Source organism: Streptomyces sp. NEAU-174 (genome assembly GCF_052665095.1).
Genome location: NZ_JBQTCE010000001.1, coordinates 603,570 through 628,937, shown reverse-complemented (window position 1 = coordinate 628,937; position 25,368 = coordinate 603,570). Strand labels below are relative to the sequence as shown.

Here is a 25,368-nt window from a genome sequence, read left to right as displayed (position 1 = left end):
GATGGGCGTCTTCGTCTTCCTCCCGCTGGTTCTGCCCCTGACGGCGCTGCCGATCGCCCGGCTCGCCGAGCAACATCTCCATCCGCGCACCGCCACCCGGCTGCTGACGCTCGTCGGCACCGTCCTCGCGGTGTGCTCCACGCTGTGCCTGGGGCTGCTGATGGTCGTCGGCACCGCGCAGCTGCCGGGCAACCCGCTGCCGGACAGCTGGTCGGACCCCGAGGTACGGGCGGCGGTGCCCTTCGACGTGGTGGCCGGTAAGGCGGCGATCGGCGCGCTGGCGGCGGTGGCCGTCTCCTGCGCGGCCACCTGTCTGCGGCATGGCCGGGTGCGGCGGGAGGCCCGGCTCGCGCTCGCCGGGCTGCCGGAGTCGCCGGTCGCGGTGCTGCCGGACGACAGGGCGTACGCGTACGCGCTGCCCGGGACCTCGGGGCGGACCGGGAAGCCGGGCCGGATCGTCGTCTCCACCGGGATGCTGGACAGCCTTGAGCCCCGTGAGCGGCGGGCCCTGATCGCGCATGAGCGCGCCCATCTGACCGCGCACCACCACCGCTATCTGCTGGCCGCACGGCTCGCCGCGCGGGCCAACCCGCTGCTGCGGCCGCTGCGGGCCGCGGTGGACTACTGCGCCGAGCGCTGGGCGGACGAGGAGGCGGCCCGGGAGGTCGGCGACCGCAGGGTCACGGCGCGGGCGGTCGGCAAGGCCGCCCTGGTCTCCCGGGGCACGCCGGGGCCGGCGCTCGCCGGGTTCGCCGCGCCGGGGCCGGTGCCGCGCCGGGTCGCGGCGCTGCTGGAGCCCGTTCCGCCGTCCCGGCACTGGCCGCCGACGTGGACGGCCGCGGGGCTGGCCCTGTGGATCGCGGCGGTGGGCACCGCCGCGTCCGCGCTGTCCTCGGCGAACGCGGCGGTCGCCCTGGTCCTCGTCCTGCATGCCGCGACCCCGCTCTAGCTCCGGGTCGCGGCGCCCTTACGGCCGCCGTGGCGGCCGTAAGGCTGCGGGTTATGGCTTGCGGGGCTATCCGCCTCGCCCCGTCTTACAGGTCGAACTCGGCCGGCGGGAGCTCCAGCGTGAAGCACGCCTCGCGGACCATGGCCTGCTCGGTCTTGTCGAAGTTGCCGTCCGCGCCACCGATGACGATGCCGATCTGGATCACGGCGCGCGCCTCGGCGGGCTTCTTCTTGGCCTTGGCGACCTCCTGCATCACGCTCACCTTGCCGAAGGCGAAGTCGGTGGTGAGCTTGTTGACGTAGTCGTTGAAGCGGCGCTGGAGATCGTCGGCCGGGAAGTTCTGCAACACCTCGTTGGTGGCGATCAGCTGGGCGACGCGCTGCCGCTCGGACGGGTCGACCGAGCCGTCCGCCGCCGCCACCAGGGCACACATCGCCATGCTGGCGTCGCGGAAGGCGCCGCTCTTCAAGTCGTTCTTCTTCGAGACGAGCTGAGTCTGCATCGTCTGGGCGGACTCCCTGATGCGGTCCCACAGGGCCATGGCCACTCACACTCCATAGGGTCGTTAGGATCTACAGTTGTGTAGAAGCTAGCAGGCGGGGTCGGTCAAGGCCGGGCGGATCGGCCCCTCTTCAGCACTCTGTGAACTGACCGGAGAGGTAAAGAAGTTCCCAAGTTGAGGAGGTGACCGATGCGCTGGACTGGACCTAAACCCTTGTGCGCGAGAGCTGAGCCTTTTGGGGCGCGGGCTCGCGAGCGCCACTATGGTGCGTGGAATGTTCCACTCCGCAACCCTCCGCCGAAACTCGGAAAGAGCCCGGGCTTTCCCCGCAGGTTTCCCGGGAGGGCATATGTGATGAACGTCTCGCACTTACTGCCGACACTGCCCGCGCGGCGCGCACCGGCGTCCCCGCCCGCCGAGGCGGCACCGGCTCCGTCCCCCGCACCGAAACAACGCGACGCGTTCTTCGACAACGCCAAATATCTGGCGATCGTGCTGGTCGCCATGGGTCATGCGTGGGAGCCACTGCGGGGCGGCAGCAGAGCGGCATCCGCGCTCTATGTGACCGTCTACACGTTCCATATGCCGGCGTTCATTCTCATCTCCGGGTACTTCTCGCGGAATTTCGATCTCCGGCCGGACCGGCTCAAGCGTCTGATCACGGGTGTCGCCGTTCCATATGTCCTCTTCGAGGTCGCGTACACCTTCTTCAAACGGTGGGCGGACGACGATCCGTCCTATCCGATCAGTCTGCTCGACCCCTGGTATCTGACCTGGTTTCTGATCGCGCTCTTCGTCTGGCGGCTGACCGCGCCGCTGTGGCGGATCGCGCGGTGGCCGGTGGCGCTGGCCCTCACCATCGCCGCGCTCGCCGCCTGTTCACCGAATATCGGTGACGACCTCGATCTCCAGCGGGTGCTCCAGTTCCTGCCCTTCTTCGTGCTGGGCCTGCACATGCGGCCGGAGCACTTCCGGCTGATGGGGCGGCGCGCGGTCAGATGGCTGTCGGTGCCGGTGGTCGCGGCCGCGGTGGTCTTCGCCTACTGGGCCGTGCCGCGGATGAACCCGGCGTGGTTCTACCGTCGGGACAGCGCGCAGGAGCTCGGCGCGCCGTGGTGGGTCGGGACGGTCATGACATTCGCCCTCTTCGGCTGCTCCATGGTGCTCACCGTGTGCTTCCTCGCCTGGGTGCCCCGGCGCCGGATGTGGTTCACGGTGCTCGGTGCCGGGACGCTGTACGGCTATTTGCTGCACGGCTTCCTCGCCAAGGGCTCCCGCTTCTGGGACTGGTACGACCACCCGTGGCTGCACCGGCCGCTCGGGGAGATCGTGGTGACGGCGGTGGCGGTGGCCGTGGTGACGGCCTTGTGCGCGACGCCCGTCCAGCGGGCGTTCCGGTTCGCGATGGAGCCACGGATGGAGTGGGCCTTCCGCAGACGCGACGGGTGATCCGCGCACTCGGTCACGGGAGCGCATTCGTGTGACTAATTGGGCTTTCGGATAGGCCAGTTGTGGGATGGGTAGCCCGTAGCGGACCCCGGCCCGTAGCCGGACGACGACTACGGGCCACCGTCGCACGGAGAGGTGCCGGCCCAGCAGTGACACAGCCCTTTCGACTCCCCGACTTCTACATGCCGTATCCGGCGCGGCTGAACCCCCATGTCCAGGCGGCACGGGAGCACTCCACCCGGTGGGCCCGCGAGATGGGAATGCTCGAGGGCTCGGGGATCTGGGAGCAGGAGGATCTCGACGCCCACGACTACGCCCTGCTGTGCGCGTACACCCACCCCGACTGCTCCGACGCGGAGCTCTCGCTGGTCACGGACTGGTATGTGTGGGTGTTCTTCTTCGATGACCACTTCCTGGAGACGTTCAAGCGCTCCCAGGACCGTGAGGCCGGCAAGGCGTATCTCGACCGGCTGCCCGCCTTCATGCCGATGGACCCGGCCGCCGGGACCCCGGAGCCCACCAACCCGGTCGAGGCGGGGCTCGCGGATCTGTGGGCGCGGACGGTGCCCGCGATGTCGGCGGACTGGCGGGCGCGGTTCCGGGAGAGCACCGAGAACCTGCTCAACGAATCGCTCTGGGAGCTCTCGAACATCAACATCCACCGGATCCCCAATCCGGTCGAGTACATCGAGATGCGCCGTAAGGTCGGCGGCGCGCCCTGGTCGGCCGGGCTGGTGGAGCACGCCGTGGGGGCCGAGGTACCGGCGGTGATCGCCGGGTCGCGGCCGATGCGGGTGCTGCGGGACGCCTTCGCGGACGCGGTGCACCTGCGCAACGACCTGTTCTCGTACCAGCGGGAGATCGAGGACGAGGGCGAGCTCAGCAATGGCGTCCTGGTCCTGGAGACGTTTCTGTGCTGCACCACCCAGGAGGCGGCCGACTCCGTCAATGAGCTGCTCACCTCACGGTTGCAGCAGTTCGAGGACACCGCCCTCACCGAGCTCGGGCCGCTCTTCGCCGAGCACGGTCTGGACCCGGCGGCCTGTGCGGGGGTCCTCGCCTACGTCAAGGGGCTCCAGGACTGGCAGTCCGGCGGCCATGAGTGGCATATGCGCTCCAGCCGGTACATGAACGGTGCGCACGGCCCGGAGGGTACGGACCGTGTGAATGGCGCGGACGGCCCGGACGACATGCAGGGGGCGGACGGCCCGCACAAGGCCCCGGTGTGGTCGCCCTTCGCGCTCAGCGGGCTCGGCACCTCCGCGGCGAGCCTGCCGCTGACCACGGGCCGGGCGGAGGCGGCCCGGACCCGCAGGTTCAGCCATGTCCCGTTCCGGAGCACCGGGCCCTCCCTGGTGCCGGACTTCTTCATGCCGTTCACCCTCCGGCTCAATCGGCATCTGCCCGCCGCCCGCGACCACCTGGCCGACTGGGCACATCGGATGGGCATCCTCGGGCCGCAGCCAGGGATCCCCGGATCGCACGTCTGGGACGAGCGGCGGATGCTCGCCGCCGACCTGCCGCTGTGCGCGGCCGGCATCCACCCGGACGGCTCCCCGGACGAGCTCGATCTGGCGTCGGGCTGGCTGGCCTGGGGCACCTACGCGGACGACTACTACCCGGCGGTCTTCGGCCGCACCCACGACCTGGCCGGGGCCCGGGTCTGCAACGCCCGGCTCAGTGCGTTCATGCCGCTCGACGCGGGCCCCACCCCGGCCCCGGCGAACGCGCTGGAGCGGTCGCTGGCCGACCTGTGGAGCCGTACGGCGGGCCCGATGGAGGACCAGTCGCGCCGTGAACTCCGTAAGGCCGTCGAGAACATGACCGCCAGCTGGCTGTGGGAGCTGGCCAACCACACGAAGAACCGGATCCCCGACCCGGTCGACTACATCGAGATGCGCCGGCACACCTTCGGCTCCGACCTCACCATGAGCCTGTGCCGACTGGCGCGCGAACGGCGGGTGCCGCCCGAGATCTACCGCAGCGGCCCGGTCAGGTCGCTGGAGAACGCCGCCATGGACTACGCGACGCTGCTGAACGACGTCTTCTCGTACCAGAAGGAGATCGAGTTCGAGGGCGAGATCCACAACGGCGTCCTCGTCGTCCAGAACTTCTTCGACTGCGACTATCCGACCGGGGTCGCCGTCGTGAACGATCTGATGACGTCCCGGATGCGGCAGTTCCAGCATGTCGCGGCGCATGAGTTCCCCGTGCTGTACGACGACTTCGGCCTGGAGCCGGAGGCCCGGACGGCGATGGACGGCTATGTGGAGGAGCTGCGCGACTGGATGTCCGGGATCCTGAACTGGCACCGGGAGGTCTCGCGCTACCGGGAGGAGGAACTGCTCCGCGCCCACCGGCGGCCGGTGGCCACCGGGGCGGTCCCGGCCCCGGCGGACAGCCGGACCGTGACGGGCGCCGGGGCCGTGACGGGCGCCGGGGCCGGTTCAGGGGCGCGTCCGGTGGCCCCGTGGCACGGGCCCACCGGGCTCGGCACCTCGGCCGCGCGGGTTCCGGTGCCCACCGGAGCACGTACGTAAGGCCTCCGTGGGGACCGTAAGGCCCTCGGGAACGGACCGCCCCCGCCTTTGTCCGCCGGGACAGGGCGGGGCGGCCGCGCCGTGAGACCCGTAAGGACGGCGATTCTTACGGGGCCCGCGGTCCGAAGACCCGCGCAGCGATGACCACCGAGGAAGGCGAGTGACCGTGACGACGACGGACGACGATCTCTGCTTCAGGACCGCGCTGGACCTCAGCGCGCTGCTGCGCTCCCGCGAGCTGTCCGCGCGCGAGCTGCTCGAGGCCCATCTGGCCCGTATCGAACGGGTCAACCCGGCCGTCAACGCGATCGTCACCCTCGTCGCGGACCGCGCCCGCGAGGCCGCCCGGCGGGCCGATGAGCGGATCGCGGCGGGGGAGGAGCTCGGTCCGCTGCACGGGCTGCCCATCGCACACAAGGACCTCCACAACACCGCGGGCATCCGCACCAGCCATGGCTCGCCGCTCGCCGACGGCGTGCCCGACCAGGACGATCTGCTGATCGAGCGGATACGGGCCGCCGGGGCGATCACCCTCGGCAAGACCAACGTGCCCGAGTTCGGGGCCGGTTCGCACACCTTCAACCCCCTATTCGGCGCCACCCACAACCCGCACGACCTGGGCCGCAGCGCGGGTGGCAGCAGCGGGGGCGCGGCGGCCGCGCTGGCCTCCGGCATGGTCCCGATCGCGGACGGCAGCGACACCGGCGGCTCGCTGCGCAACCCGGCCTCGTTCTGCAATGTCGTCGGTCTGCGCCCATCGCCAGGGCGCGTCCCCAATTGGCCCTCCCTGACCGCCTGGGGCACCCTCGGCGTCAAGGGGCCGATGGCCCGTACCGTGGCCGACACCGCCCTGCTGCTGTCCGCCATCGCCGGGCCCGACGCGCGGTCGCCGATCGCCCTGGAGGAGCCCGGCGCCCGCTTCGCCCGCCCCCTGGACCGCGATCTGACGGGGTTGCGGGTGGCCTGGTCGCCGGATCTCGGGGGGCTGGTGCCGGTCGAGCCCGAGGCGGCCGCGGTGGTCGAGTCGGCGGCGGAGGTCTTCACCGGTCTCGGCTGTGTCGTGGAGCGGGCCTGCCCGGACCTGACCGAGGCCGAGGAGGTCTTCCGCACGCTGCGCGCCTCGGCCTTCGAGGTCGCCTTCGGCCCGCTCATGGACCGCCACCCCGACGGGCTGAAGCGGGCGATCCGGGAGAACGCCGAGGAGGGGCGCAAGCTCACCGGGCCGGACATCGGCCGCGCGGAGGTGCTGCACACCCTGCTCTTCCACCGTGTACGGGAGTTCTTCGGCCGCTATGACGTGCTGCTGCTGCCGGTGAGCCAGGTGGTGCCGTTCGACGTCGGCATCGAGTACCCGACCGAGGTCGCCGGGGTGGCCATGGACGACTATCTGGACTGGATGCGCTCGGCGTATCTGATCAGCTCGACCGGCAGCCCGGCGCTGTCCGTACCGGCCGGGTTCACACCCGGCGGGCTCCCCGTCGGGGTGCAGATCGTCGGGCCGCACCGGGCGGACTTCGCGGTCCTCCAGGTCGGCCACGCCTTCGAGCGGGCCACCGGGCACTGGCGGCGGCGCCCGGCGGGGATCGAGTAGCGCACGCCCCTGGAGAGCCCGTGCGCTCTCGGCCTCCGGGCCAGTGCGGTGTCCGGCCCGCTTCCCCGATGATGGCGGTTCACCCATGGGAAGGAGCGCATCCGTGCCCACTGCCATCGGTCCGTCCCGCCCACCGCGCAGCGCCGTCGTCATCGGTGCGGGCATGGTCGGTCTCGCCACCGCCTGGTCGCTGCGGAACCACGGCGTCGAGGTCACCGTCGTGGAACGGCGCCACCCCGCGGCCGGGGCGTCCTGGGGGAACGCCGGCTGGCTGTCCCCGGCCCTGACGCTGCCGCTGCCCGAACCGGCGGCGCTCCGCTACGGGCTGCGCGGCCTGGTCTCCCCCGAGTCGCCCGTCTACATCCCGCCCCGGCCCGACCCCCGGCTCGCCCGCTTCCTGCTGACCTTCACCCGGAACTGCACCCCGCGCCGCTGGCGGGTCCTGGCCGCCACGTTCGCCACGCTGAACCGCCATGCGCTGGACGCGTACGACGCGCTCGCGGCGGACGGCGTCGCCGAGCCGACCCGGCCCGCCGAACCCTGTCTGATCGCGTTCCGCACCGCGGCCGAGCGCGCCGCGATGGTCGAGGAGCTGGAGCACGCCCGCGCGGCCGGTTTCCGAATCGCGTACGAGCGGATCGACGGGGAGCGCGCCCGGGCGCTGGAGCCCGCGCTGGGCGACCGCATCGGCGCGGCCGTGGAACTCCACGGCCAGCGCTATCTCAACCCCGGGAACTTCGTCCGCGCCCTCGCCGACGCGGTGCGCAAGCGCGGCGGCGAGATCCTGGAGCGGACGGAGGTGTCCGGTATCCGGGACCTCGGGCGGGCGGGCGTGGCCGTCACCACCTCCGGGGGCCAACTCCGCGCGGACGTCGCCGTCGTGGCCACCGGCGCCTGGCTGGACCCGCTGGTGCGTCCGTTCGGGGTCCGGGTGCCGGTCCAGGCCGGACGCGGCTACAGCTTCAGCGTCCCGGCCGAGGGCGCCCCCACCCGCCCCACGTATCTAGCCGCCCAGAAGGTCGTCTGCACCCCGCTGGGCGAGGGCCGGGTGCGGGTCGCCGGAATGATGGAGCTGGCCCCCGCGGACCGGCCGGTGGACCCGCGCCGGATACAGGCGATCATCGCGGCGGCCCGTCCGCTGCTGCGGGGCGTCGACTGGGAGGCCCGTACGGACACCTGGGTCGGCGCTCGCCCCTGCACCCCGGACGGACTGCCGCTGATCGGCCCGACCGGTTCGCCGCGCGTCTACGTCAACGGCGGGCACGGCATGTGGGGCGTGGCCCTCGGCCCGCTCAGCGGACGGCTGCTGGCGGACGCCATCGCGACCGGCACCTCCCCGGCCGAACTGGCCCCGCTGCACCCCTTGCGCTGAGCGGAACCGCTCCCCCCGACCGTTCATGTTTCGGCTCGGCGGTCCCGGAAACCCGCCGTGGTGCGCGACGCGACAACGTCGAAAGGAGTCACCGATGAGCACCGTGCGGGAGTCCGTCGAGGTTGGGGTTCCGCTCCACACCGCGTACAACCAGTGGACCCAGTTCACCGAGTTCCCGAGGTTCATGGAAGGCGTGGACCAGGTCACCCAGGTGGACGATCGCCATAACCACTGGGCGACCTCCATTGCCGGTGTGCACCGGGAGTTCGACACCGAGATCGTGGATCAGCTTCCCGACGAGCGCATCGCCTGGCGCACCACCTCCGGTGATGTCCAGCAGCAGGGCCTGGTCACCTTCGAGCCCTTGGACGAGCGCCACACCCGGGTCAATCTGGCCCTGGTCTTCGAGCCGAGCGGAATGGCGGAGAAGGCCGCGGACATGACCGGGACGCTCGACCGGCGGGTGAAGGGGGACCTGCGGAGGTTCAAGGACTTCATCGAGCACCGCGGTGAGGCGGAAGGCGCCTGGCGCGGCCGGATCTCCCCCGGCTGAGCGCGGCGCATCGCACCGCACCGCACCGAACCCATCCCATCCATAAGCCCGCGAGGGCGTCGGCCGCACCGGTCGGCGCCCTCGCGCGTGTCTCCGGTGGAGATCGGATCCAGCGAGATCACATCTTGCTCATCCGGTCACATCAGGAGCAAGCTGAATATATGGGTGCGCAAACGGCGCCTACGCTGATCTCATCCGTTCAGCGGGCTTTCCGGTTGATGGAGGCAGTGGGCGCACACGAGGGCGGTGCGCCGGCCAAGCGTCTCGCCCGGGAGACCGGGTTGCCGCTCGCGACCACGTACCACCTGCTGCGGACGATGGCCCACGAAGGCTATGTGTCCCGGCTGGACGACGGCGGCTTCGTGATCGGCGACAAGCTGCGCGCCCTCGAATCCGGCAGCCGTGAGCAGGCGATGCTCGCCCGGGTCCGGCCCACCTTGGCCGCGCTGCGCGACGAGCTCTCGGCCGCCGCGTATCTCACCTTCTACGACGAGGGCGAGATCCGGGTCGCGGAGATCGTCGATGGCCCGCAGGCGCCCCGGGTCGATCTGTGGGTGGGGTGCGAGGATGCCGGGCACGCCACCGCGCTGGGCAAATGCGTACTGCGCGAGCTGGACGACGAGGCCCGTCACGACTATCTCTCCCGCCATCCGCTCGTCGATCTCACCCCGCGCACCGTCACCCGCTCCGACGATCTGCTGCGCCGTCTCGACTCCCCGACCGGAAGTCCCCTGGTCGCGGACCTGGAGGAGTACGCTCTCGGCACGGTCTGCTTCGCGGTGCCGATTTACTACGGGGACCGGCTCGGCTCGCTCGGGATCTCGCTGCGGGCGGACCGGCTGGCCCGGCTGACGGAGCTGGATCCGCACCGTGAGCTGTTCCGGACCCGCCTGGTGCCGACGGCGAGCCGGGTGAGCAGGAACCTCTCGCTCACTATCTGAAAACGCGGGCCTTGCCGAACCTATCGAATCGCTGTTTCTCTGGATGAAACGGACAAACCCGGTATCACTTGCCCCCGTGGAGAGAGAGCAGCGAAGCAGGTCATGTTCCCGGCCCGACTCCGCCCGTACGACCCGGACCAGCCGGACGGCGCTGGGCGCATAGCCCCCGCGGTCCCCGTCATCATCATCATTGGCGTGGCTCTGCTCGCCCTCGTCACCTCGGAGGGGCTGGCCTGGCTGCCACTGCTCGCCGTCGGCCCGGCGCTCGCCGCCGCCCACTCCGGACCGTACGGGGTGATGAGGATCGGCCTGCTCGCCGTGGTGGTGGGCGCCCTGCTGGGCACCCAGGGCGATGAATCGATGCGCACCCAGGCGATCATCCTGGCCACGCCCGCCGCCGTGGCCCTGGCGAGCTGCGGGGCGAGCGCCCTGCGCAGACGCCGTGAGCAGGTACTCGCCGCCGTCCGCTCGGTCGCCGAGGCCGCCCAGAACGCCCTGCTCACACCGGTGCCCGCCCGGGTCGGCCAGTTCCAGGTGGCGGTCCGCTACAGCGCCGCCGCCGCGGAGGCACGGGTGGGGGGCGATCTCTATGCCCTGCTGCCGACCCCGCACGGGGTGCGGCTGATCGTCGGCGACGTACGCGGCAAGGGGCTGCCCGCGGTGAGCACCGCCGCCCTGGTGCTCGGCGTCTTCCGCGAGGCCGCCTACGACGAGCCGAACCTGCTCGACGTCGTCGCCAGGATCGAGCGCAGCCTGTCCCGCAACCTGGCGCCCGACGACTTCGTCACCGCCGTGGTCGCCGGATACCCCAGCGAGGGCCGTATGGAGCTCGTCAACTGCGGACACGCCCCGCCGCTGCTGGTCGGCGAGACCGGCATCGTCGCCGTCGAGCCCACCCGCCCGGCCCCGCCGCTCGGTCTGGCCTCCCTGGGCGGCGAACTGCCCAGCCTCCAGGTGGTGCCGTTCGCCGAGGGCGACCAGCTGCTGCTCTACACCGACGGGGTCATCGAGGCGCGGGACTGCGGCCGGGAGTACTTCCCGCTGCTGGAACGGGTGCCGCGGCACATCTGCGACGAGCCGTCCCGCACCCTCGCCTCGCTCCACGACGAACTGCTGTCGCATGTGGGCGGCCGGCTGCACGACGACGCGGCGCTGCTGCTGCTCCGCAAGCCGGTGCTGGGCGCGGTGCGCAGGGTGGCGGATGTGCCGTCGGCGGGAGCGGATGCGCCGTCGGCGTGAGCGGATGTTGATGGATCGGCTGTTGATGGGTCGGCTGTTGATGGATCGGCTCAGTTGATGGGTCGGCTCAGTTGATGGGTCGGCTCAGACGACGCCCTGGGCGGCCATCGCCTCCGCCACCCGCACGAATCCGGCGGCGTTCGCGCCCAGGGCGTAGTCGTCGGGGGAGCAGCCGTAGCGGTCGGCGGTGGCCCGGCACAGGGTGTGGACCTCGGTCATGACGGCGGCGAGGCGGGCCTCGGTCTGGGCGAAGGTCCAGCGCTCGCGGGAGGCGTTCTGCTGCATCTCCAGTGCGGAGGTGGCCACCCCGCCCGCGTTGGCGGCCTTACCAGGGCCGAAGAGCACATCGGCCTCCCGGAAGATCTCGATCGCCGCCGGGGTGCAGGGCATGTTGGCGCCCTCGGCCACGGCCATCACACCGTTCTTGACCAGGGCGATCGCGCTCTGCTCGGTCAGTTCGTTCTGGGTCGCGCAGGGCAGGGCGACCTCGCAGGGCAGCTCGAAGACCGAACCGCGGCGGGAGAAGATGGCGCCGGGCTTGGCGTCGGCATAGGCGGAGATCCGCTGCCGCCGGACCTCCTTGATCTCCTTGAGCAGCGCGAGGTCGACACCGTCCGGGTCGACCACATGGCCGGAGGAGTCGGAGCAGGCCACCACCCGGCCACCGAGGGCGTGGACCTTCTCGATGGCGTAGAGGGCCACATTGCCGGAGCCGGAGACGACGACCGTAAGGCCGTCGAAATCCCTCTTGCGGGTGCGCAGCATCTCCTGGGCGAAGTGGACGGTACCGTACCCCGTGGCCTCGGTACGCGCGGGTGAACCGCCCCAGGCGACCGGCTTACCGGTCAGCACACCGGCCTCGAAGCGATTGGTCAGCCGCTTGTACTGGCCGAAGAGATAGCCGATCTCGCGGGCGCCCACCCCGATGTCCCCGGCCGGTACGTCGGTGTGCTCGCCAAGATGGCGGTGGAGTTCGGTCATGAAGGACTGGCAGAAGCGCATCACCTCGCTGTCCGAGCGCCCCTTGGGGTCGAAGTCGGCGCCGCCCTTGCCGCCGCCGATGGCGAGGCCCGTCAGCGCGTTCTTGAAGATCTGCTCGAAGCCGAGGAACTTCACGATGCCCAGATCGACGCTGGGGTGGAAGCGCAAGCCGCCCTTGTAGGGGCCCAGCGCGCTGTTGAACTCCACCCGGAAGCCCCGGTTGACCTGGACCTCGCCGTCGTCGTCCACCCATGGCACCCGGAACACGAGCTGCCGCTCCGGCTCGCACAGCCGCTCCACGATCCGGGCCTCCAGATACTCCGGATGCGCGCCGAGCACGGGGGCGAGGGCCGGCAGCACCTCGCGCGCCGCCTGGTGGAACTCGGACTCCCCGGGGTTGCGGTGCACGATCTGCGCGTAGACGGCCTCGATACGGGCGCTGACGTCCATGGGTGCGTGGTGCCTCTCTGTGGGCTTCTGTCTCATATGCCGGTCCTGCGGGGGTCCAGGATCTTGTCCTCGGCGGGGTTCACCACGGCGGCGCGCCCGGGGAGTCGCCCGCGAACCGGGAAGACCGGGGCTTCGGTCAGTGGAGGGCCGGGGGAGACCGGGGCTTCAGGTCGGCGGAGGACCGGGGGAGACCTGCGGTGATCGAGAGGTGGTGGAGCCAGCTCCACTACCGGGCCGGAGCCCCGTACCCCTCCCCTTACGGGACCGCGCTCTCTCCCGCCCGCCCCCGCCCGTTTCTAGCGTTCTTCGTGACCGGCGGACCCGTTTGATCCGCCCGGCGCGACGGAGGGGCGGAGAGATGAACCGGCAGTGGCGTGGCCGTACGACGGCCACCGCGGAGCGGACGGGGACCTGGCACCATGCGCTGACCCTGGACGGGGTCACCCGGGAGTACCGGCCGGGGGCCGTGGCGCTGCACCCCATCCATCTGACGGTGCCGCGCGGACGGTTCCTCGCGGTGATGGGCCCCTCGGGATGCGGGAAGTCGACCTTGCTCCAGTGCGCCGCCGGGCTGGACCGGCCGACGGCGGGCACGGTGCGCATCGGCGGCACGGAGCTGTCCTCGCTGAACGAGGCGGCGCTGACCCGGCTACGGCGGGAGCGGATCGGCTTCGTCTTCCAGGCGCACCACCTGGTGCCGTCCCTGAGCGTCGCGGAGAACGTCTCCCTGCCGCTGATGCTCGGCGGCCACAGCGTCGACGGCCGGGACCTGCGGGCCCTCGCGGCGGTCGGGCTGGGGGACCGCGGCGGCGCCATGCCGTACGAACTGTCCGGTGGGCAGAGCCAGCGGGTGGCCATCGCCCGCGCGCTGGTGACCTCGCCCGACATCGTCTTCGCCGACGAGCCGACCGGGGCGCTCGACCCCGCCGCCGCGGAGGAGGTGCTGACGCTGCTACGGCAGGCCGTCGACCGTGACGGCCATACGGTCGTCATGGTCACCCACGACCCGTTCGCCGCCGCCTGGGCCGACGAGGCGCTGTTCCTGATGCGGGGGAAGCTGGTCTGGCGGCAGGAGCGGCCGGAAGCGGCCGACATCCGCCGCGTCCTCAAGGACCTGGGAGGGCGGACCGCATGAAGGTGTCCGCCCTACTGGCCGCGCGCGCCACTCGTGCCCACCGTAAGGCGTGGACCGCGGTCTTCGCCGCGCTCGCCCTCACCTCGCTGCTGCTCGGCGCCTTCGGGCTGACCCTCGTCTCGGCCTGGAGCGCGCAGCCACGGGTGGAGCGGTACGCCGGGGCCGATCTCGTGGTGGCCGGCGACCAGACCACCCGCTTCAGCGCGACGTCCCTGGGCGAGCGCGAGACCGCGAGCGCCGGGCTCACCGAGCGGGTCCGGATCCCCCGGACGGCGCTGAGCGCGGTGCGAGGGGTGCCCGGGGTGCGGACGGCCGTCGCCGACACGGAATTCCGGGTGGGCCTCGCGGGCCGGGCCGCCACCGGCCACCCCTGGGAGACCGCCCGCCTGGCGCCCTACGCACTACGAACGGGCCGCGCCCCGGAGCGGGCGGACGAGGTGGTGGTGGGCGATGGAGCGGGCCGCGGCGACGCGGGCAGTGCCGAGGCGGGCCGTGGTGGTGTGGGCAGTGCCGGGGCGGGCCGTGGTGGTGTGGGCAGTGCCGGGGCGGGCCGTGGTGGTGTGGGCAGTGCCGAGGCGGATCGTAACGGCTCGGGCAGTGCCGAAGCGGGCCGCGGCGGTGCGGGCAGTGCCGAGGCGGGCCGTGGCGGCGTGGGACGCATCGGCGCGCGGCTGACGCTGCGCGTGGGCGGCCGGGACGCGTCGTACACCGTCGTGGGCGTCGCCGACGGCCCCCGTACGGATGTCGGCGACGGCCCCCGTACGGCCGTGTGGTTCACCGGCGCCGAGGCCCGGCGCCTGTCCGGCCATCCGGAAGCCCTGGACGCCATCGGGGTCGTCGCCGAACCCGGCACGGACCGGGCGGAGCTGGCCGAACGGGTGCGGAAGGCCCTGGACACGGCCGGTGTCACCGGCATCGGGCACCGCGCGGACGGCGACCCGGCCGCCGTGCGCGTCCTGGCCGGAAGTGAGCGCGGCGAGGCCGAGTTCCTGGCCGCCGTGCCCGCCCGTGGCGAGCTGCTGGCGGCGCTCGGCTCCGTGGCCGGAGCCGTCGTCCTCGTGGCGCTGCTCGTCGTGTCCTCGACCATCGTCCAGGCGCTGCGTCAACGCTCCCATGAACTGGGCCTGTTGCGGGCGGTCGGCGCCACCCCCGGACAGCTGCGCGGCGCGGTGGGCCGAGAGGTCGGGCGGGTCGCGGCCTGGGCGGCGCTGGTGGGCGCGGCCGGGGCGGTCCCCGCGTACCTGGGGCTGCGCGCACTGCTGGACGCGCGCGGCGCCCTGCCCACCGGACTCGAACTGACGCTGCCCCCGCTGCTGTGGCCCGCGCCCCTGGTCACCGCCGCCGTCACCGTCCTGGTGGCCCGGATCGCGGCGCTCATCGGCTGCTCCAGGACCGCCACGGCGCGCCCGGCGGAGGCGCTGCGCGAGAGGGCACCCGGCAGGGCACGGGGCATCACCGGTCTTGTGCTGCTGGGCGTGGGCGCGAGTTCGGCCGGAACGGCCGCCCTCCAGCAGGGCGCGACCGCGGCGGCCGCGGCCGGTGCGGCGGCGGTGACGATGGTGATCGCGTGCGCGGTGCTGGGGCCGTGGATCGCCGAGGGGGCGATGCGGCTGCTGGGCGCCCCGTTGCGGCTGTTCGGCCCCGGCGGCCGCCTCGCCGCCGCCAACTGCGCCGCGTCCGCCCACCGGCTGGGCGCGGCGATCACCCCCATCGTGCTGGTCACCGCGTTCGCCGGGGTCCAGCTCTCCGGCGGCGCGACGATGACCCACGCGGCGGACGCTCAAGCCCACCGGATGCTGCGCGCCGACGTGGAGGTGCGCGCGGACGGCGGCCTTACGGCCGGTGCGGTGGAGCGGATCCGCGAACTCCCCGGGGTGCGGGCGGCGACGGAGGTCGTCCCCGGCACGGTGCTGCTGGCGCGCAGCGAGCTCGGCTCGCCCGAAATCGAGCGGCTGCCCGTCTTCGGCGTCACCCCGGAACGGCTGACGCGCACCCTCGACCCGGGCGTCCGGAACGGGGACCTCGCCCGGCTGCGCCCCGGCACGGTCGCCATCGGCGCCGACCGTGCGGACTCCCTCGGCGCCCGGCCCGGCTCCACGGTGACCCTGCGGTTCGGTGACGGCCAGGAGGCGCGGCTGCGGGTCGTGGCGACGTACGAACGCTCCATCGCGCTCGGGGACTTCCTCCTCTCCCGCGATGAGCTGCTGCGCCACACATCAATGCCCGGCACAGGTCGGATCCTGGTCGCGGCCGCGCCCGATGCCGACCGTAAGGCGCTCACGAAGGCCCTGGCGCGGGCGGTTCCCGGGGCCCGGGTGGAGCGGGACCCGGCGCCCGTAAGGGGCGAGGCGGCGGGCGAGGCGCTGGCCGAGGTGGTGTCGGTGGCGGTGGTCGCGGCGATCGGCGCCTTCACGGTGATCGCCGTCCTGAGCACCCTCGCCCTCATCGCCACCGGACGCCGCCTCGAACTCCGCCTGCTCCGCCTCGCGGGCGCGGGCCGCCGCCAACTGCGCCGCATGCTACGGCTGGAGGCGGCGGCCACGGTGGTGACCGGCCTGGCGGTGGGCGCGGCCGTAGCGTCCGTACCACTCCTGGCCTTCAGCGCGGCCACGGCGGGCACACTCCCGTACCTACCGCCGCTCCAGGCCGCGGCCATCGTCTCGGTGGTGGCGACCACGGCAGCGGCGGGCTCACTGCCACCGGTATGGGGAACACTGCGAGGACGGTATGTTCCCAGCCCCTCCGGCGATTGAGGGTTCCCAGCCCCTCCGGCGATTGAGGAGCGGGGTCCGGGGCAGAGCCCCGGCGGGGGCGAGGGGGCGGAGCCCCCTCTTTCGGGAAGGGGCGGGGCGGGGAAAACCACAGCTCACCCGGCCGCGAACGCCGCTGGGGCGGCGAACGCCGCTGGGGCCGAACCCCCGCCGGGGCCGGGGCCGCGAACGCCGCCGGGGCCGTGAACGCCGCTGAGGCCGAGCCCCTCGCTGGGCCGAGACCCCCGCCGGGCCGGGCCAAGACCCGCACCGGTGCCAAGACCCGCACCGGCCTCGACCTCACCCCCTGCCCGCCGACTCCCCCATGCCCGTCGCCCCCTTGTTGAGATACGCGAGAACCGCCAGCACCCGCCGATGCCCGCTATCACTCGGCGGCAAGCCAAGCTTCGCGAAGACATTGCCGATGTGCTTGCTGACCGCGCGCTCCGAAACCACCAACGTGCCGGCGATCGTCGCATTGTCCCGGCCCTCAGCCATCAGATGCAGCACCTCACGCTCGCGCGGCGTCAAGGAGTCCACCGGATCGTCCCGGCGCCGGGTCATCAGCTCCTTGACCACCTCCGGGTCCAGCGCCGTACCGCCCGCGACCACCCGTTCCAGCGCGTCCAGGAACTCCTCGACCCGCCCCACCCGGTCCTTCAGCAGATAGCCGAGCCCGCTCGCCCCGTCGGCCAGCAGCTCGGCCGCGTAGGTCTCCTCGACGTACTGCGAGAGCACCAGCACCGGCAGACCGGGCATCTCCCGCCGCGCCGCGAGCGCCGCGCGCAGCCCCTCGTCGCGGAAGCCCGGCGGCATCCGGACGTCGAGCACGGCCGCGTCCGGGCGGTGTTCGAGGAGGGCGGGCAGTACCTCGGGACCGCTGGAGGCGACGGCCACCACCTCGTGCCCGGCGGAGTTCAGCAGCAGGACCATGCCCTCCCGCAGCAGAGCGTTGTCCTCGGCGATCACCACACGCACGGCAGCTCCACTTCGATCAGCGTCGGCCCCCCGACGGGGCTGGTCATCTCCACGGTCCCGTCGAGCGCCGCGACCCGGCGCCGCATGCCGAGCAGCCCGCTGCCGCCCGAGGGATCGGCCCCGCCCCGCCCCTCGTCCCGTACCGCGACCCTCAACCTATCGGGCATCCGGACGAGGCCGACCGACGCCTGCCGCGCCCCGCTGTGCTTGGCCGCGTTGGTCAGCGCCTCCGCGATCACGAAGTACGCGGCCGCCTCGACCGCCGCCGGGGCCCGGGTCCCGTCCTCCACCCCGTCGTCCCGTACGGACACCTCGAGCCCGCTGCCCGCCGCGAGCGCCCGTACGGCGCCGACGAGCCCTCGGTCGGTGAGGATCGGCGGATGGATGCCGCGTACGACATGGCGCAGCTCGGTGAGGGCCTCCTCCGCCTGGTCCTGCGCGTCCGCCAGCAGCTTGTGCGCCGCGTCGGGGTCCTTCTCGTACGCGCGCCGGGCCAGCCCCACCCGCATCGAGAGCGCCACCAGGCGCGCCTGCGCACCGTCGTGCAGATCCCGTTCGATGCGCCGCAGCTCCGCCCCGTGCGCGGCGACGGCGCCCGCCCGGGTCTCGGACAGCTCCTCCACCCGCTCGGCGAGCCGCGCGCTGCGCAGCGCCTCCGTCGACGGCAGCAGCAGCGCCCGCGACCACGCCGCGTCGAGGTCGACGAGCCGCTCGATCAGCGGCAACACCACGGCCCGTTGCTTCAGCAGCCCGCACCACACCCCGTCCACGAGCAGCCCGATCACCCACACCGGCATCGCACAGCAGGCCAGCAGCCAGCCGTAACCCGCGTGGGCCACCAGCCAGCGCAGATCGCGGTACGTGGCCGGATCGCCGACCGCCACCCGCGCCCGCGCGAACGCCTCCCCGGTCAGCGGCCGGTACGCCTCGGGCACCGGCTCGCCCGTCCAGGCACCCACCAGCCGCCGCTTGTACCCGGCCGTCCTGCGCAGCAGCAACACCGACTCGGGCAGCACCCCGGCCCCCACGACGGTGGCCATGGCCACGGCGGCGAAGATCACCACCCCGATGGACAAGTACGAGGCCAGCGCCAGCCCGGCCGCACGCAGCAACTCGACCGAGGCCCACCCCGCCCGCCGCACCGTCTCCCGCATGGCCGTCAGGCTAAGCGACCGGCCGGGCCCGCGGGAGCGGAGTGGGCCGACCGGTAGGTGAATCGGCGGGGTGTAGCCCGCTACACCACGGATCCGGGGGCGTGGCCCATCGAGCGGACGAGACGAACCCGGAATCGTGGACCTCAGCAAACGAACGTCCGATACAACGCCCGAACCAAACGCCCGAACCAAGGGCGGCCCCTCCGAAAGGACCCCCTCATGAAGTCCCTGCTCTGGCTGGTCCTGGCCCTCGCCGCCATCGTGAACGTCGCCTCGAGCTTCGCCTTCGACGGCATCGAGCAGATCCTGATCAGCAGCGTCACCGGCCTCACCGCCATCGCCTCCGCCACGGCCCTCTACCTGACCCGCGCCCGCCGCACCGCCTGAGCGGATGCCCCGGCGCCTACCTCACCTCGGACATCCCCCGCCACCACCGACTGTCCGGAGCGTCCACACGAACGATCCTGGCCCTCGCCGTGATCTTGGCGTCGAGGGCCCAGATGAGAGCCCGCAACTCGCGCGCGCTCTTCTTGGGCAGGGCGTGGAGCGCGGTCTCGAGGAGGTCGCGAAACGACCCGGGATCGCACCCACACTCATAAATCCCGCACCGAGGCCCCCAGAAAGCGTCGGTCACACCTCTGAGCGGACCGTGGGCCAGGGCCCTCCAGTGCCAGAAGGCTTCCTCGACCGCCTCGGGCCAGAAGCGAGTGCGCTCGAGCCGCCGCAGATCGGCGGCGCAGCTCCCCGAGAGACGGCCGATCGGCGGATACCGCCGCCGCCTCAGGAGACGGACCGGAATATCGCCCCGCAGGGCTGATGGGCGCCTACGCGGCATGACCCTTTCGACAGCTGCTCATGCCGGCCAACGTACCGCCCACGAAGAGCGACCGACCAAGCGTTTTTCGGCAGTACGCTCCCGGGTCGCTCAGGTCCCGGGCGGTGCGGGCGTCGGCGTGCGAACCTGCCTTTCGTGAACCACCTCCCTGGATGACCTCCTTGCTGCTCCAGAGGAGCAGCCGACGACAGGGCGGCGCTCATCATTGTGCCCCTGTCGGGAACGGGTCCGTGGGCGCACGTCAGACCTGGCCGTAGAGGGTCGCCAGGTCGATTAGTCGGATATTCCGGTCGGTCGCCGCTGCGGCGTGCGCTTTGTCGTTGAATCCGGCTCCGCTGAAGCAGATGAGCCGGGCGTTGGTTGTGTCATAGCGCCCGGCCCGGCCGATGAGGTCGCGGATGTGCCGGAGGCGTTCGATGTGAGCGATGCCCATGGTGTCGTTCCACTTGGCCTCCCCGATGGCCAGGAGTGGCGGCTTGGCGCCGTCGGCGATTCCGATGGCCGCGACGTCGACTTCGTGGCCGGTGCGTGCCTTGGGGTCATGAACGACACCGTGTCCGACGCGGGCGGGCAGACCGCCCAGAAGCTCGGGATCCGCGTGATGCAGCGCCCAGTCGCGGCAGACTTGTTCGAAATGGGGCCCGAGGACATTGCTGACGAAGCGGCGACGGCTGGCCTGCCAGACCCGTGTCGCGCTACCGGGCCGCTCGAGCTGGTCCCAGAGTGGTCGCATGATCGCGTGGTAAAAGCCGATCAGTGGCTCGGCGATGCGGTACGTGGGCCGGTTGTCGCGGAAGGCATCCGCGTCCCGGTGGAGCAGGCCGGCGTCTTCGAGGATGTTGATGGGGTGGGCGATGTCGGTGGCCTTGCGTTCCAGGTAGCCGGCCATGCCCCCGCGGGTGGCGTTGCCGTCGGCGACGGCGGCCAGGACGGACAGGTACAGGGCGGTGTCGCGGAGGTCGGGTTCCTCGGCCAGTAGATAGCGGGCCTCGCGGAAGAGGGGGGTTTCGGGATTGAGGACGGTGCGGATGACCCAGTCGTCGAAGTCGTCCGGCCCCTTGGGTGTGTCGCCACGTGCGAATTCGCGCCGGTAGGCGGGAGTGCCGCCCACGATCGAGTTCACCTTCATCGCCAGGTGGGGGTCGGTGATGTCCCAGAACTCGGCGGCGAGGCGGTGGTCGAGGGGGCGGACGACCAGTTCCAGCCCCGCCCGTCCGCGCAGTGGGGCGTTGCCCGACAGCAGTCGGCCCATGAAGGACAACGCGGAGCCACAGAGCAGCAGCCGGGTACGTGAGCCGACGCGCTGGTCACGCAGAGGCCGCAGCGCCTCTTGGATGATCGAGGGCAGCTCGGGGTTGGCTTTGACGAGGTAGGGGAACTCGTCGATCACCACGGGGACAGGCCGCTCGGCGCCGAGCGCGAGCAGTGCATCGACGACCTCTGACCAGTTGGCGAAGTGGAACGGGCTGGCAGGGCGGACGTGGGCGCTCAGCGCTGCGCTGATCCGCCGTAGCGACTCGGCGTCGGCGGCCTCGGTCGCACCGAAGTAGAACCCTCCGGCGACCCGGCAGGCGGCATCCAGTAGGAACGTCTTGCCTTGGCGGCGACGCCCGGAGACCACACCCAGGGTCGCTCCTGGCTGAGGATCGGTGATGAACCGGCTCAGCGCCGACCACTCGTTGTCCCGATCGAACATCCCGGCAGGCTTGTCCACGAGCCGCTCCAGATATAGAAGTACGCCTACATAAAACATACCCCTACTTCCTGGGGGGTGCGGGTGCCTCTACGCGATCGTCCTCTCGTGGTGCTACGGCTGAGGGTCGGGTTCCGGCGCGCTCGGAGGCCTCGAGCAGCCGGTGGGCCAGGGCGTCGCGTCACGGGAGCGCGGACCGAAGCCGCTTCGGCGCGGAGTTCTTTGATGCCTGCGACCCTGAAAGGCCAACAATACTGGCCGCCTCGCCAAAGCCAATATGTTGTGGCAGGAGATCAGAGACTCGATAGTAGAGATTCTTCCCGTCCACCCTGCCTCATTACGGCAGCCACTGCGGATTTTGTCATGAAGGATCTTGGCGTGGCCCATGGCTCCCATTCGTTGCAATAGGGATCCTGTTCGCTCACCGCGAATTCTCTCATTCGCGTCGGGATCGCGCACCGTGCTGGCATCAATGATTGAGGATGCGCGCAGCGTGGAATCTTCTTCATGCGTGGCATCGGCGATCACATACTCTGCACTTACTGCACACGTTTCCGGGCTTCCGGCTTCCACCAGGCCACGAGCGCCGGCGAACGCGCGAGTCATCATAGTGTCCAGGAGTTTCTTGGAAGGTATGCCACTTGGCAGGGAAAACCCTGCCGCCAGGGCGCCTTCAATCATCGCAGACCTGATGTCGGAGACATCGTAATGCCATGTTCGTGTCAACTCTTTCGACCATCCCCCAAAATATGGAGTAAGTAGATCCAGCAGGATGATCGACCACTTCATGTTTAGCGGCACGGCAATATGCGGGTGCATGAGTAGCGGCACTCGCCAGGTGGCGCTCGGCCCGACTGCGTCAATCACAGCGGACGCCAGCCTGGCGACTGCTGCCCTGGGTGAACGCCGCGACATGCTCCACGGCTTGTACTCCCGTGGCGTCGCGCTTGCTGAGGCACTGCTCGTGCATGAGCTTGTGGCTGCGGCGGTTGCCGAGCGCTGGCAGGTGGTCGCCTTGGCCGTCGATGGCGACGAAGTGGAGGCCGTTGAGGGTGCCGTCCACTGCGTGCTGGGTTCGTGGAGGCAGCTCGGACCTCGTCGGGGAGGCCGTGGCATGTTCGGTGGTGACGATGCGGATGCCAACGGCGCAACCGAAGAAGGGCCCGGACCGTGATCGGTCCGGGCCCTTCGGCTGCCCTCGCAGGCGGGTGCGGAGGATACGAGATTCGAACTCGTGAGGGGTTGCCCCCAACACGCTTTCCAAGCGTGCGCCCTAGGCCTCTAGGCGAATCCTCCGCTGGAGACTCTACAAGACGATCGGGAGTGCTTGCGAACTCGTTCCCACCCGGGTCTATCCGCTAGGGTAGGTGCCAGCCCCTCACGTGGCGCTATCTCACCGAACTCCCCCAGGGCCGGAAGGCAGCAAGGGTAAGTGAGCTCTGGCGGGTGCGTGAGGGGCCCCTTGCGTCTCTGAGGGCTGCGGGGGGCCGCGGGGGGTGTGGGGATGTGGGTGGGGGCCCGTTGTCCGTGGTCCCCGATATCGTCGTAAGCGTGTCGTCCCTCGCGCTGTACCGCCGCTACCGCCCCGAGACCTTCGCGGAGGTCATCGGGCAGGAGCATGTCACTGGCCCGTTGCAGCAGGCGCTGCGCAACAACCGGGTCAACCACGCGTATCTCTTCAGCGGCCCCCGCGGATGCGGCAAGACGACCAGTGCGCGCATCCTGGCCCGCTGTCTGAACTGTGAGAAGGGTCCCACCCCGGCGCCGTGCGGCGAGTGCCAGTCGTGCCAGGACCTCGCGCGGAACGGGCCGGGGTCGATCGATGTGATCGAGATCGACGCCGCGTCGCACGGTGGTGTGGACGACGCCCGTGAGCTGAGGGAGAAGGCGTTCTTCGGGCCCGCGTCCAGTCGCTACAAGATCTACATCATCGATGAGGCCCATATGGTCACCTCGGCGGGGTTCAACGCCCTGCTGAAGGTGGTCGAGGAGCCGCCGGAGCACCTCAAGTTCATCTTCGCGACCACCGAGCCGGAGAAGGTCATCGGCACGATCCGGTCGCGTACGCACCACTATCCGTTCCGGCTCGTGCCGCCCGGGACGCTCCGCGACTATCTGGGGGAGGTCTGCGGGCGCGAGGCGATTCCGGTCGAGGACGGGGTGCTGCCGCTGGTGGTGCGGGCCGGGGCCGGGTCCGTGCGGGATTCGATGTCGGTGATGGACCAGCTGCTCGCGGGCGCGGCCGACGACGGCGTGACGTACGCCATGGCGACCTCGCTGCTCGGTTATACGGACGGCTCGCTGCTGGACTCGATCGTGGACGCCTTCGCGGCGAGCGACGGGGCGGCGGCCTTCGAGGTCGTCAACCGCGTGATCGAGGGGGGCAACGACCCCCGGCGCTTCGTCGCCGATCTGCTGGAGCGGCTGCGCGATCTGGTGATCCTCGCCGCCGTGCCGGACGCGGCGGAGAAGGGGCTCATCGACGCCCCGGCCGATGTGGTGGAGCGGATGCAGGCGCAGGCGTCGGTCTTCGGCGGCGCCGAGCTGAGCCGCGCGGCGGACCTGGTCAATGAGGGTCTTACGGAGATGCGCGGCGCCACCTCGCCGCGGCTCCAGCTGGAGCTGATCTGCGCCCGGGTGCTGCTGCCCGCCGCCTTCGACGATGAGCGGTCCGTCCAGTCGCGGCTGGAGCGGCTGGAGCGCGGGGCCCTCGCGGGCGGCCTGGGCGGTGGAGCCGGTGCCGGTGGTGGTGGCGTTGGTGGTGCCGGCGGTGGTGGCGTTGGGGGGCCCGGGCCCGCCATGGGGTACGTACCTGGGCCCGACGCGCACGCTCCTGTCGGTCCCCCCGCCGGTGGGCCGTCCGGTCCGGCCGCCGCGCGTGCGGCCATGGCCGGGGGCGGGCCTGGTCAGGGGCAGGCCCCAGGCGGTCCGGAGAGCGCGGGAAGTGGCGAGGCGCCTGGTGGGTGGCCTGCCGGGGCGCGCCCTGCCGCGGACAGCGGGCCGGGGGGTGCCGCGGACAGTGGACAGCAGGGCGGTGCCCCGGCTGCGGCCGCGCCCCCGGAGGGCGGTGGCGGGCAGCGGCCCGGAGCATGGCCGTCGGGTGCCCAGACCGGTGCCCAGACCCCGGCTGCCGAGGGCGGCGGATCGCGGCCCGGAGCCTGGCCTGCCGCCTCCGCGCCCGGCTCCGGGGCTTCCGGTGCGGGCAGTACAGGCAGTACAGGCAGTACGGGCAGTTCTGCTGATGGCGGTGGACAGGGCGCCGCGGCGCCCGCCCGGCAGCCCGGCGGCTGGCCCACGGCCACCGCGCCGGGGCAGGGTGGCGGTCCCTCCGCGCAGACACCCGCGGCGCCCTCCGCGCCGACCACCCCGAGTGCCCCCAGCGCCCCGAGCGCGCCTTCTGCCCCCGCCGCCGGACCGGGGCCCTCCGCACCCGCGCCGGGCGCGCCGAGCATGGCGCAGGGCGCCGTCCAGGTGCGGCAGATGTGGCCGGACATCCTGGAGGCGGTCAAGAACCGCCGCCGCTTCACCTGGATTCTGCTGAGCCAGAACGCGACGGTGTCCGGCTTCGACGGCACCACCCTCCAGCTCGGCTTCTCCAACGCGGGCGCGCGCGACAGCTTTGTGGGCGGCGGCAGCGAGGACGTCCTACGGCAGGCGCTCCAGGACGCCATAGGGGTGCAGTGGCGGATCGAGGCGATCGTCGACCCCTCGGGCGGCGCCGGACAGCAGGGCGGCGGCCCAAGTGGTCCGGGCGGTTTCGGTGGCGCCGGTGGGCACGGGGGACCCGGTGCCCAGGGCGGTCCCGGCGGCTACGGCGGCGCCGGTGCCGGTGGTGGTGGCGGCTTCAGCGGCGGGAGCGGCCCCAGCTCCGGCGGCGGCCCCGGCGGCTTCGGCGGCGGTTCCGGCGGCTTTGGCGGTGGCCAGTCCGCCCCGCCCCGCCAGTCCGCGCCCCAGCCCGCCGCTCCCGCCTCCCCGCCCCCGGCCGCGCCCTCCGCGTCCTCCGCACCGTCCGGCTCCGCGAACGCGGGCCCGCCCCCCGAGGCGGCGCCGTATCGGGAGCCCGCGCCACCGCGGGTCTCGATCGAGGACGACATGCCGGCCGAGGACGACCCGGACCTGGACGACACCGCGCTGAGCGGCCACGACCTGATCGTCCGCGAGCTCGGTGCCACGGTGATCGAGGAGATCGTCAACGAGTAGGAGGCGTGGGCCCCGCACCCGCGTTCCACGTCGCCGGGTCTCCTCCGTACGGCGTA

The 25,368-nt window shown here is 71.9% G+C and carries 19 protein-coding genes, 1 tRNA gene and 1 other RNA gene; 13 read left to right on the top strand and 8 right to left on the bottom strand.

Going from position 1 to position 25,368, the window contains the following annotated elements:
* The first annotated feature begins 1 nt into the window (after position 1).
* Positions 2 to 949: a M56 family metallopeptidase gene (locus ACT2CW_RS02605; RefSeq protein WP_164427219.1), complete on the top strand. Its 948-nt coding sequence runs from the start codon at positions 2 to 4 to the stop codon at positions 947 to 949.
* A gap of 85 nt (positions 950 to 1,034) precedes the next feature.
* On the opposite strand, the gene ACT2CW_RS02600 is transcribed toward ACT2CW_RS02605, so the two are convergent.
* Entirely contained in the window at positions 1,035 to 1,490 is a 456-nt protein-coding gene (locus ACT2CW_RS02600) for a tellurite resistance TerB family protein (RefSeq protein WP_445515673.1), read from the bottom strand.
* 315 nt (positions 1,491 to 1,805) lie between these two features.
* Between ACT2CW_RS02600 and ACT2CW_RS02595 the strand changes: the two genes are divergently transcribed.
* The 7 genes from ACT2CW_RS02595 to ACT2CW_RS02565 all read left to right on the top strand — a co-directional run bounded on the left by ACT2CW_RS02595 (position 1,806) and on the right by ACT2CW_RS02565 (position 11,136).
* Positions 1,806 to 2,900, top strand: a complete 1,095-nt coding sequence (locus ACT2CW_RS02595) for an acyltransferase family protein (protein WP_445515343.1) — start codon at positions 1,806 to 1,808, stop codon at positions 2,898 to 2,900.
* 149 nt (positions 2,901 to 3,049) lie between these two features.
* Positions 3,050 to 5,440 carry a family 2 encapsulin nanocompartment cargo protein terpene cyclase gene (locus ACT2CW_RS02590; protein ID WP_445515342.1) on the top strand — a complete coding sequence of 797 codons (2,391 nt, stop codon included), beginning with the start codon at positions 3,050 to 3,052 and terminating at the stop codon, positions 5,438 to 5,440.
* Between the two features lie 166 nt (positions 5,441 to 5,606).
* Complete coding sequence (locus tag ACT2CW_RS02585; RefSeq protein ID WP_445515672.1) at positions 5,607 to 7,031, top strand: amidase; 1,425 nt, start codon at positions 5,607 to 5,609, stop codon at positions 7,029 to 7,031.
* A 103-nt stretch (positions 7,032 to 7,134) separates the two neighbouring features.
* Positions 7,135 to 8,403 carry an NAD(P)/FAD-dependent oxidoreductase gene (locus ACT2CW_RS02580; RefSeq protein WP_445515341.1) on the top strand — a complete coding sequence of 423 codons (1,269 nt, stop codon included), beginning with the start codon at positions 7,135 to 7,137 and terminating at the stop codon, positions 8,401 to 8,403.
* A gap of 94 nt (positions 8,404 to 8,497) precedes the next feature.
* Complete coding sequence (locus ACT2CW_RS02575; RefSeq protein ID WP_164427216.1) at positions 8,498 to 8,956, top strand: SRPBCC family protein; 459 nt, start codon at positions 8,498 to 8,500, stop codon at positions 8,954 to 8,956.
* A 161-nt stretch (positions 8,957 to 9,117) separates the two neighbouring features.
* Positions 9,118 to 9,897 (top strand): IclR family transcriptional regulator, encoded by a 780-nt coding sequence (locus ACT2CW_RS02570; protein ID WP_445515340.1) that lies wholly within the window; start codon positions 9,118 to 9,120, stop codon positions 9,895 to 9,897.
* A gap of 102 nt (positions 9,898 to 9,999) precedes the next feature.
* Positions 10,000 to 11,136 (top strand): PP2C family protein-serine/threonine phosphatase, encoded by a 1,137-nt coding sequence (locus ACT2CW_RS02565; protein ID WP_445515339.1) that lies wholly within the window; start codon positions 10,000 to 10,002, stop codon positions 11,134 to 11,136.
* A gap of 84 nt (positions 11,137 to 11,220) precedes the next feature.
* Here ACT2CW_RS02565 and gdhA read toward each other — a convergent pair whose 3' ends face one another.
* A complete protein-coding gene (gene gdhA / locus ACT2CW_RS02560) occupies positions 11,221 to 12,567 on the bottom strand; it encodes an NADP-specific glutamate dehydrogenase (RefSeq protein ID WP_445515338.1) in 1,347 nt (448 codons plus the stop codon).
* A 358-nt stretch (positions 12,568 to 12,925) separates the two neighbouring features.
* Here gdhA and ACT2CW_RS02555 point away from each other — a divergent pair, with 358 nt between their 5' ends.
* Both ACT2CW_RS02555 and ACT2CW_RS02550 read left to right on the top strand, forming a co-directional pair.
* A complete protein-coding gene (locus ACT2CW_RS02555) occupies positions 12,926 to 13,702 on the top strand; it encodes an ABC transporter ATP-binding protein (protein ID WP_445515337.1) in 777 nt (258 codons plus the stop codon).
* Positions 13,699 to 16,455, top strand: a complete 2,757-nt coding sequence (locus ACT2CW_RS02550) for an FtsX-like permease family protein (RefSeq protein ID WP_445515336.1) — start codon at positions 13,699 to 13,701, stop codon at positions 16,453 to 16,455. Before ACT2CW_RS02555 ends, ACT2CW_RS02550 begins: the two co-directional genes overlap by 4 nt.
* A gap of 297 nt (positions 16,456 to 16,752) precedes the next feature.
* Here ACT2CW_RS02550 and ACT2CW_RS02545 read toward each other — a convergent pair whose 3' ends face one another.
* Together ACT2CW_RS02545 and ACT2CW_RS02540 are read right to left on the bottom strand one after the other, a co-directional pair.
* Positions 16,753 to 17,430 (bottom strand): response regulator transcription factor, encoded by a 678-nt coding sequence (locus ACT2CW_RS02545; RefSeq protein WP_445515335.1) that lies wholly within the window; start codon positions 17,428 to 17,430, stop codon positions 16,753 to 16,755.
* A complete protein-coding gene (locus ACT2CW_RS02540; RefSeq protein ID WP_445515334.1) occupies positions 17,418 to 18,584 on the bottom strand; it encodes a histidine kinase in 1,167 nt (388 codons plus the stop codon). Before ACT2CW_RS02540 ends, ACT2CW_RS02545 begins: the two co-directional genes overlap by 13 nt.
* 219 nt (positions 18,585 to 18,803) lie before the next feature.
* On the opposite strand from ACT2CW_RS02540, the gene ACT2CW_RS02535 reads away from it, so the two are divergent.
* Complete coding sequence (locus ACT2CW_RS02535) at positions 18,804 to 18,971, top strand: hypothetical protein (RefSeq protein WP_167442834.1); 168 nt, start codon at positions 18,804 to 18,806, stop codon at positions 18,969 to 18,971.
* Positions 18,972 to 19,660: 689 nt separating this feature from the next.
* Here the strand turns inward: ACT2CW_RS02535 and ACT2CW_RS02530 are convergent.
* From ACT2CW_RS02530 to ACT2CW_RS02515, 4 genes are all read right to left on the bottom strand, one after another.
* Entirely contained in the window at positions 19,661 to 21,133 is a 1,473-nt protein-coding gene (locus ACT2CW_RS02530; protein WP_445515671.1) for an AAA family ATPase, read from the bottom strand.
* Between the two features lie 93 nt (positions 21,134 to 21,226).
* Positions 21,227 to 21,901 carry a hypothetical protein gene (locus ACT2CW_RS02525; RefSeq protein ID WP_445515333.1) on the bottom strand — a complete coding sequence of 225 codons (675 nt, stop codon included), beginning with the start codon at positions 21,899 to 21,901 and terminating at the stop codon, positions 21,227 to 21,229.
* A gap of 70 nt (positions 21,902 to 21,971) precedes the next feature.
* Positions 21,972 to 22,175 carry a hypothetical protein gene (locus tag ACT2CW_RS02520; RefSeq protein WP_445515332.1) on the bottom strand — a complete coding sequence of 68 codons (204 nt, stop codon included), beginning with the start codon at positions 22,173 to 22,175 and terminating at the stop codon, positions 21,972 to 21,974.
* A gap of 148 nt (positions 22,176 to 22,323) precedes the next feature.
* Positions 22,324 to 22,408, bottom strand: a tRNA-Ser gene (locus ACT2CW_RS02515).
* Positions 22,409 to 22,481: 73 nt separating this feature from the next.
* On the opposite strand from ACT2CW_RS02515, the gene ffs reads away from it, so the two are divergent.
* Together ffs and ACT2CW_RS02505 are read left to right on the top strand one after the other, a co-directional pair.
* Positions 22,482 to 22,578: signal recognition particle sRNA small type (gene ffs, locus ACT2CW_RS02510), an RNA gene on the top strand.
* A gap of 85 nt (positions 22,579 to 22,663) precedes the next feature.
* Positions 22,664 to 25,312 carry a DNA polymerase III subunit gamma and tau gene (locus ACT2CW_RS02505; RefSeq protein ID WP_445515331.1) on the top strand — a complete coding sequence of 883 codons (2,649 nt, stop codon included), beginning with the start codon at positions 22,664 to 22,666 and terminating at the stop codon, positions 25,310 to 25,312.
* Positions 25,313 to 25,368: the final 56 nt, after the last annotated feature.